Source organism: Halorubrum sp. Eb13 (assembly GCF_002252895.1).
Lineage (GTDB): Archaea > Halobacteriota > Halobacteria > Halobacteriales > Haloferacaceae > Halorubrum.
In genome coordinates this window covers 18765-28165 of the sequence record NZ_NHPE01000071.1, presented here as the reverse complement: position 1 = coordinate 28165, position 9401 = coordinate 18765, and the positions used below count along the sequence as shown (strand labels likewise).

The following is a 9401-nucleotide window of genomic DNA, read 5'->3' as shown; positions in this document are numbered from 1 at the left end:
GATTTCAAGTCATTCAACATGGAAATCGGAATGCTATCGAACGTGTCTTTTGGGAAATAGAACGACGAACATCATCGTTTGCAAATAGTTTCAGCAATGTCGCGCTAGAGACAGCTCAAAACTGGCTCGAAGCCTTCGCCGTCTACCACAATTCACGTCAAACTTAACGCGAGGCATGAGTCCAGCGGTGGGTAGTCGGGCCGCTTAAGACCAGGTTGGTTTTATTCGTCTCATTATCGTTGCAGGAGTCAAAGACGGTGTATCAACCTGCTTTATCTCATTTCTCAAGTAGAATATCGGATCAGTTCTGCTTATATTGTTGACTAACTGTGTATTTCTTACGAGTCTGCTAATATTGTTTTCGAACACCTGCAGGACAGAACTATCATTTCGTTATAATTTCGACAGCGTATGGGCGAGTCTATCTAATCGCATTGGTAGGTAAGCCAGACCCAACAGGTAGTGACAAAGTATTTCATACTGCTCCGAAACCACTGAGATATGCAAGCAGTCGTACTCGCTGCGGGCAAGGGCACACGCCTCCGACCCCTTACCGACGACAAACCGAAGGTGCTCGTCGAGGTCAACGGGACGCCGCTCATCGAGGACGTCTTCGACAACCTGATCGACGCCGGCGCCACGGAGCTCGTCGTCGTCGTCGGCTACAAGGCCGAACAGATCATCGACCGCTACGGCGACGAGTACGAGGGCGTCCCGATCACCTACACCCACCAGCGCGAACAGCTCGGACTCGCCCACGCCATCCTCCAGGCGGAGCCCCACGTCGACGGCCCGTTCATGCTGATGCTCGGCGACAACGTCTTCCGAGGCAACCTCGGAGACGTCACCAATCGCCAGAACGAAGATCGCGCAGACGCCGCCTTCCTCGTCGAGGAGGTCCCCTACGAGGAGGCGTCCCGCTACGGTGTCCTCGACACCAACGAGTACGGTGAGATCACCGAGGTCGTCGAAAAGCCCGACGACCCGCCGAGCAACCTCGTCATGACCGGCTTCTACACCTTTACGCCCGCCATCTTCCACGCGTGTCACCTCGTCCAGCCCTCCGACCGCGGGGAGTACGAGCTCCCGGATGCCATCGATCTGCTCATCCAGTCCGGGCGGACGATCGATGCGATCCGACTCGATGGCTGGCGGATCGACGTCGGCTACCCCGAGGACCGCGACCGCGCCGAAGAGCGGCTGGGCGAACTGGCCGACACCGATGTCGAAGAGCAGGAAGACGGAGACGAAGCTGTCGTCGATAATTGACTACCTGACCGCCGAGGCGGGACGAACCCTTCATTTCATCTGTTCTCTACGGCATCCAGCAGTTGGAATATTGCTGGGTCACACCCCTCGTTTCGTCTGTTCTCTCAGTGAGGGGGATGAGTGCTTCACCATTCGTTGTCTGCCACACCCCTCATTTCGTCTGTTCTGTCGCATGCATTCCGAGTAGTGAACTCCCGACCGGACGCGACGACAAAACAGACGAAACAAAGTAAACAGACGAACGCCATTTTTAAGATAATGAATACTGTTATTCAGGATATCGACAATGTCAGAAGATCTCTTCACGGAGATGACTGAAACGCTATTCGAGGACAAATCCATTCTCTCAGAGGAGTATCGTCCTGACGTTATCGTTGAGCGGGACGACGAAATCGATGCGTATCGCTCTGCGGTAAAAGACGTTCTCTTCGGTCGAAATCCCGCAAACGTATTCATCTATGGGAAAACGGGTGTCGGAAAGACGGCCGTCACGGAGTACATGATGAGCGCCCTCCAGACCGAAGTAAAACGGCGAGACGAAGCCGAGGAACTTCACGTCCATTTCCGGAACTGCAACGATGACAGCGTGTACAGAACAGTTCGATCGTTGATAAACAGCATCCGCGGAGACGAGGGGGAACCGTTTCCGGAAACCGGTCTCTCGACGTCGCACGCCCTCGAAACACTGTACGATGAGATGGAATCCCTCGGTGGGACGTTCCTCTTCATTCTCGACGAAATTGACCACCTTTCTGATCCAGATTCACTGCTGTACGAACTGTCGCGCGCACGGGCAAACGGTCACCTCGACGCGGCGCGGGTCGGCGTGATCGGAATCAGCAACAACTACACGTTTCGCTCATCGCTGAGCCCGAAAGTCAAAGACACGCTGATGGAGGAGGAACTGGCCTTCTCTCCGTACGATGCGGACGAGCTGCAGTCGATTCTTACCGCCAGAGCCGAGAAGGCGCTCGTTGACGGCGCATGTGAAGACTCCGCTATCAGACTCGCAGCCGCGAAGGCCGCGAAAGACACCGGAAGCGCACGACAGGCGATAGACCTCCTCCGCGAGGGCGGTGATGTCGCTGAAGAAAAGGGAGCGTCAGCGATCACCGACGACCATATCGAAGTGGCCGCGGCGCGTGTTCAGCGAGGTCGTGTCCAGGACAAGCTGCGCGACCAGACGATGCACGGGCAGCTCATCTTGGAGTCGCTCGCACGGCTTGAGGTGGACGGAAACATTCCCGCACGGTCGAAAGAGATTCAGGCGGTGTACGAACGCGTCGCACGAAACTGGAGTCACGATCCGCTGACCACGTTAAAAAGTATCCAGAACCATCTCGCAAATCTCACGATGCTCGGGTTTCTCGAACGTACCGAACAGAATGACGGGCGTGCAGGCGGCGTCCACTACCGGTACGAACTCGCGTTGGATCCCGAAATCATCTTAGAGACGCGCGAGTCGATCGAAGATCAGCCCTAGTCAGTTTGCAGACGGAAGAACAGACGAAACGAGGGGTGTAGTTGCAGGGAGACGGGTTCACTGCAGACTGCGGAACGAGAACAGACGAAATGAGGGGTGCCGGAGGCCCCACGAAACCGCTATCAAGCGGCGTTGAACTGCCGTGTTTTAAAGAGATCATCGGATGGGAGGGCTATTCATCGAGACGGTCGAGGACCGATACGAATCGGTCGCTGAATCTCAGGCCGTGGATCCACTTGCGAGCTTCAAGCGTATCCGGAACCAGCGCTCTGGTCTCCGCATGCTCGGAGTTCTGCGGTGGAGGGACCGAAACCGCGGTGAAGGTCATCGAGATACGGCAGGAAGCTGCGTCCGCTCGATAAGACGCCACGAAGGCGGACAAAACGGACACTCTCGCCTCTCTTGAATGGCTAAAACACGCCGCAATCAGGACATTCCCGCCGATTCGCTGTCGGATCGCGGCTCGTAGGCGATATCGGTCTCGCCGAACCGCCACGGTAAATCTCGAAAGCGAAGCCATCATTCCCTCCCCCCAACGACACACATTCATGCAGAACAAACGCGTTCTCGTCACGGGCGGCGCGGGCTTCATCGGCTCGAACCTCGCGAACCGCCTCACGAGCGACAACGACGTGATCGCCGTCGACGACACCTACCTCGGGACTCCCGAGAACCTCGACGACGACGTCGAGTTCGTCGAAGCCTCGGTCCTCGACGACGACTACCCCACCGACGTCGACGTGCTCTTCCACCTCGCCGCGCTCTCCTCGCGGAACATGCACGAGGAGAACCCCCAGCGCGGCTGCCGCGTCAACGTCGAGGGGTTCGTCAACGCGGTCGAGCGCGCCCGCCGCGAGGGGTGCGAAACGGTCGTCTACGCCTCCACCTCCTCCATTTACGGCAGCCGCACCGAGCCCTCGCCCGTCGACATGGACGTGGAGGCGCACACCGCCTACGAGGCCTCGAAGCTCGCGCGCGAGCGCTACGCCGAGTACTACGCCAACCACCACGAGATGGCGATGGCCGGCCTCCGCTTCTTCTCCGTCTACCAGGGCTTCGCCGGCAACGAGGAACACAAGGGCGAGTACGCGAACACGGTCGCGCAGTTCGCGGACGCCATCGCGAACGGCGAGGCGCCCGAGCTGTTCGGCGACGGCAGCCAGACCCGCGACTTCACCCACGTCTCGGACGTCGCCCGCGCCTGCGAGCTCGCCGCCGACCACGAGATCACCGGCGTCTACAACGTCGGCACCGAGGAGGCGTACTCGTTCAACGAGATGGTCGCGATGATCAACGACGCGCTCGGCACGGACATCGACCCGGAGTACATTGAGTGCCCCTTCGACGGCTACGTCCACGACACGATGGCCGACTACTCGCAGTTCCACGAGGCCACCGGCTGGGAACCCGAGATCGGCTTCGAGGAGGGCGTGAAGCTAGTGTGTGAGCCGTATCTGGACGGCGAGGCGCGCTGAGCCGTCGTCCGGCGGTATCACCGGACGGGAGTGTCCGGCGCCGAGCGAACGGAAGCACGGTCGCTCCGCTGACGTGTCAGATGTATGGCTGGCTTAATGCGGATCCGGCGTCTATAACAAATGCTCTCGGGGGGTTGCATGTCCCATGGTCGGCCGCGACGTGGCCGTCGGCTGGGTCTGTTTACTGTTAGTCGTCGCAGCGATACTGACCGCGGTAACCCTCGGCGTCGGCGTCTCCGGCGCCGCTGCCGATGCCGACTTCGAGATGGTGAACGCACAGCTCGACGGAGACACGATCGAGGCGGGCGACAGCGCTACGATCGCGGCGACCGTCGAGAACATCGGGAACGAGACGGGGACGTTCACGGCGGAGCTCCGAACCGACTCCGAGGGCGTCATCGCCACGAAAGACGTCGAAGTCGAGGCCGGAGTGACTGCGGATTTCGAGTTTATCGAATCGTTCGACACGGCGGGAACGTACGAGCTCAGCGTCAGCGGTGAGGAGGCAGGGACGCTCACGGTGACCGAGCCGGCGTCGGCCGAATTCACCGTGACCGACGTGAGCCTTTCCAATTCCGAGATCGAGGTCGGGGAGAGCGTCGACGTCACTGCCGACGTGGAAAACACCGGCGACGCCGACGGCACGTACGACGCGGAACTCGTGATCGACGGCGACGTCGTCGATTCTCGGTCGGTCGACGTCGCCGCCGGCGACACGGAGACGGTCACCTTTACCCGGTCGTTCGACGCGGCCGGCGAGTACGCGGTCGGCGTCGGCGACGCCTCACCACGGGAGCTCACCGTGACGCAACCGGAGCCGGCGAACGTCTCGGTCACGGACGCATCGCTAGGAGAGAGCACGGTCGAAGACGGCGACGATGTCACGGTTTCAGTCACCGTCGAGAACACCGGCGGCAGCGAGGGCGACCTGACGGTGACGGTCGCGGCCGACGGCGCGGACCGAACCAGCGCCGAGCTGACCCTCGACGCCGGCGAGCAACGAACCGAGCGGCTCAGCTATACCGCGATGGAGGTCGGTGAATACGAGATCACGGCCAACGGCGTGAGCGCGGGCACGCTCACCGTGACGGAACCGGCCTCGGCCGAGTTCACCGTGAGCGGAGTGACGCTCTCGGACGCCGAAATCGACGTGGGAGAAAGCGTCGACGTCAGCGCCGACGTCGAGAACACCGGTGACGCCGACGGCACGTACGCCGCCGACCTCCTGATCGACGGTGACGTCGTCGACAGCAAATCCGTCGACGTCGCCGCCGGCGACACGGTGACGGTCAGCTTCACCCGATCGTTCGACACTGCGGGCGAGTACGCGGTCGGCGTCGGCGACGCATCACCGAGAGATCTCACGGTAAACGACGTAGCGCCGGCCGACGCCTCGGTCACGGACGCGTCCCTGCAGGAGACGACGGTGTCCGCCGATGACGAAGTCACGGTCGCTGCGAGAGTCGAGAACACCGGTGACCGCGAGGGGGAGCTGTCGATCGCGATCGCGGCCGACGGGACCGAACGGATCACCGAGGACGTGACCGTTCCCGGCGGCGAGCAACGAACCGAGCGGCTCAGCTACACCGCGACGACGACCGGTGAGTTCGAGATCACGGCCAACGGCGTGAGCGCGGGGACGCTCACCGTGACGGAGCCGGCGTCGGCCGAATTCACCGTGACCGACGTGAGTCCTTCCGATTCCGAGATCGAGATCGGGGAGAGCATCGATGTCACCGCCGACGTCGAGAACACCGGTGACGCCGACGGCACGTACGCCGCCGACCTCCTGATCGACGGCGACGTCGTCGACTCCCGATCGGTCGACGTCGCCGCCGGCGACACGGAGACGGTCACCTTCACCCGGTCGTTCGACACTGCGGGCGAGTACGCGGTCGGCGTCGGCGACGCACCGCCGGCGAATATCACGGTGAATCGAGCGGCGACGGCGGACGTCTCGGTCGCCGATGCGTTCTTACGAGAGGGCACGGTCGAAGACGGCGACGATGTCACGGTTTCAGTCACCGTCGAGAACACCGGCGAGCGCGAAGGAGACCTGACGGTGACGGTCGCGGCCGACGGCGCGGACCGAACCAGCGCCGAGCTGGCCCTCGACGCCGGCGAGCGCAGAACGGAGCAGCTCACCTACACGGCGACGGGCACCGGTGAGTATGACGTCACGGTCAACGACGTGAGCGCGGGCACGCTCACGGTGACCGAGCCGGCGTCCGCCGAGTTCACGGTGAGCGGGGTGACGCTCTCAAATTCCGAGATTGAGGTCGGAGAGAGCGTCGACGTCACCGCCGACATCGAGAACACCGGTGACGCCGACGGCACGTACGCCGCCGACCTCCTGATCGACGGCGACGTCGCAGACTCCCGATCGGTCGACGTCGCCGCCGGCGACACGGAGACGGTCACCTTTACCCGGGCGTTCGACACTGCGGGCGAGTACGCGGTCGGCGTCGGCGACGCGACACCGCGGGGCGTAGTAGTCCAACCGGACCCGGCAGACGTCTCGATCGCGGACGCAGAGCTGTCGGCGACGAGCGTCGATCCGGGTGACGAGGTAACGATCACGGCGACCGCCGAGAACGACGGTGGCACCGCGGGCGAGGTGACCGTCGAACTCCGAGTGGATGGAACGACGAGAGAGACCAAGACCCGCACGCTCGATCCCAGGGCGCAGGCGACGGTCGAGTTCGCCACGACCTTCGAGGAGACGGGGACGTACGACGTCGCCATCAACGGCGCCTCGGCCGGGAGTCTCACCGTCTCGGAACCGGCGGCGTTCGAGGTGTCGAACGCGGAGCTGGCGGACGAGACCGTCCTGACGGGCGACACCGCGACCGTGGTGGCCGAGGTGACGAATGTCGGCGACGACGAGGGGACGTTCACCGCCGAGGCGCGCGCGACGGGACCGGGCGGGACCGACCGAGCGGTCGACAGCCGGCGAGTGACGCTCGCGGGCGGCGACTCGGAGACGGTCGAACTGGACGCGACGTTCGAGGACCCCGGTGAGTACGACGTCTCGGTCGACGGAACGGCCGCCGGGACGGTGACAGTCGAGTCGCCGGCCGAACTGACGGTCACGGGCGCCGCGCTCGACGACGACGTGGTCTCCGTCGCCGACGAAGTCGCGGTCACCGCCACAGTCGAAAACACCGGCGACCGCGAGGGGAGCCTGTCGGTCGCAGTGGCGGCGAACGGAGAGGAGAAGGCCGCGACGGAGGTGACGGTCGCCCCCGACGAGACCACGACGGAACGGCTCACATACACGGCGATTGGAAACGGTCTGTACGAGATTACGGCCAACGGTGAGACCGCCGGGACGCTCACCGTGGTCGAACCGGCGACGTTCCGGACGACGAACGCGGAGGTCGAGTCGGCGAGGGTGCTCGAAGGCGAGCCGGCCGCAGTGACCGCGACCGTCGTGAACGTCGGCAGCGAGTCGGGAGTCCACACCGCGACGCTGAGCGTCGACGGCGAGCCGGTCGAGACCAGAGAGTTGGTCATCGGTCCCGGCGACAGCGAGGCCGTCGAGTTCACGCCGACGTTCGACTCGGCCGCCGAACGCGATATGGCCGTGAACGGCGAATCGGCCGGCACGCTCAGCGTGCTCGCGCCCGCCGACGTCTCGGTCCGCGACACCGCTCTGGCCCCGGAGACGATCATCGCCGGCGAGTCGACCACGGTGACCGTCGACCTCGCGAACGACGGCGACGTCGCGGGCGAGTTCACGGCCCGGTTGCGCGACGGCACCGAGACGCTCGAAACCGCCACGCGAACCGTCGGGCCCGACGAGACCGAGACCGTCCGCTTCGAGCAGACGTTCGAGTCGACCGGCGAGTACTCGCTCACGGTCAACGGTGACGATGTTGGCACGCTCACCGTGCTCGAACCGGCCGATGTGTCGCTCGGCGAGTCGACGCTCGGGACGGACTCTGTCGAAGTCAACGAATCGGTGGAGCTCACCGTGGAACTCACCAACGACGGCGAAGCCACGGGCCAACGAGAGGTCGACATCGCACTCGGTGACGGGACCACCGTCCAGCGCACGGCGTCCGTTCCCGGCGGCGGGACGACGGTGACCGTCACTCACACGTATACCGCTGCCGGGGAGTACACCGTCGCGGTCGACGACGCGACGGTCGGCACCGTCTCCGTCGTCGAACCACGGGATAACTCCGGATCCGGTGGTGGCGCGTCCGGTTCGTCGGGTTTCTCGGGCTCGTCGGGTTCTTCGGGCTCGTCGGGTTCTTCGGGCTCGTCCGGCTCAGGGGGCGGCGCGACGACGACGGATCCGGAACCGACCGTGGTCCGGTCCGCTTCCGATGAGGCCGTCGCCGTCGAGGTCGACGGTGTTGCCGGCGAGCGTTACGAGACCGACGTGAATCTCGCCGGGCCGTCGGGATCCGGGTCCGGCATCTCAGTGGCCACGTTCGCGGTGGATCCGGCCGATGAGCGAGACGCGTTCGAGGCGACGGTCGGCCGACCGACGGCCGAGCCAGACGGTCCCGACCCGGTCCCGCGCGGGACGGAGCTCGGGTACGTGGCGTTCGACTCCACGCTCGATCCGGCCGACACGAGCGCGGCGACGCTTCGATTCGCCGTCGACTCCGAGTCGCTCCCGAGCGAGGCGAGCCCGGAGCACGTCGCGGCGTTGCGATACGCCGGCGGCGAGTGGACGACGGAGAACGTCTCGCACGACCGGGAGGGCGATACCCACACGGTCACGCTGCCGCACGCGACGCCAGTGGCGGTCGTCGCGCTCGAACCCGGTCGGATCCGGATCGCCGAGAGCGAGGTGCCGGCGGACTGGGTCCGGGACGGCTACGAGACGACCCTCCGGACGACGGTGGAAAACCCCGGTGACCGCCCGGCGACCCGGAACCTCACCGTCGCGATGCACGGCGACCCCGTCGCCGAGCGGCGCGTGTCGCTCGGCCCGGGCGAGAGCGCGACCATCGGGGTGACGTTCGAACCGCCCGAGAGCGGGACGGTGTCGCTCGAAGGGGACGAAGCGGGGTCGATCGAACTCCGCGGCGACGCCGAGTCGACGTCGACGGGCGCCGAGACGAGCGAGACCGCCCCGGGATTCGGCGTGGTCGCCGCGGTGCTCGCGCTCTTGGTGGCGGGGCTCGGGGTCCGGAGGCGACGGCCGTAGCCCGCCC

General features: G+C 64.3%; 4 protein-coding genes and 1 pseudogene. All 5 read left to right on the top strand.

The window, feature by feature from the left end:
• Positions 1–167: pseudogene (locus tag DJ75_RS19050) on the top strand (IS6 family transposase); the annotation flags it as partial.
• 334 nt (positions 168–501) lie between these two features.
• On the top strand, positions 502–1269 hold the full coding sequence (gene aglF / locus DJ75_RS08165; protein ID WP_094524007.1) for a UTP--glucose-1-phosphate uridylyltransferase AglF: 768 nt from the start codon (positions 502–504) through the stop codon (positions 1267–1269).
• Between the two features lie 286 nt (positions 1270–1555).
• Positions 1556–2752: an orc1/cdc6 family replication initiation protein gene (locus tag DJ75_RS08160; protein ID WP_094524006.1), complete on the top strand. Its 1197-nt coding sequence runs from the start codon at positions 1556–1558 to the stop codon at positions 2750–2752.
• A 548-nt stretch (positions 2753–3300) separates the two neighbouring features.
• Positions 3301–4227, top strand: a complete 927-nt coding sequence (locus tag DJ75_RS08150) for an NAD-dependent epimerase/dehydratase family protein (protein ID WP_094524004.1) — start codon at positions 3301–3303, stop codon at positions 4225–4227.
• A 145-nt stretch (positions 4228–4372) separates the two neighbouring features.
• Complete coding sequence (locus DJ75_RS08145) at positions 4373–9394, top strand: CARDB domain-containing protein (protein WP_094524003.1); 5022 nt, start codon at positions 4373–4375, stop codon at positions 9392–9394.
• Positions 9395–9401: the final 7 nt, after the last annotated feature.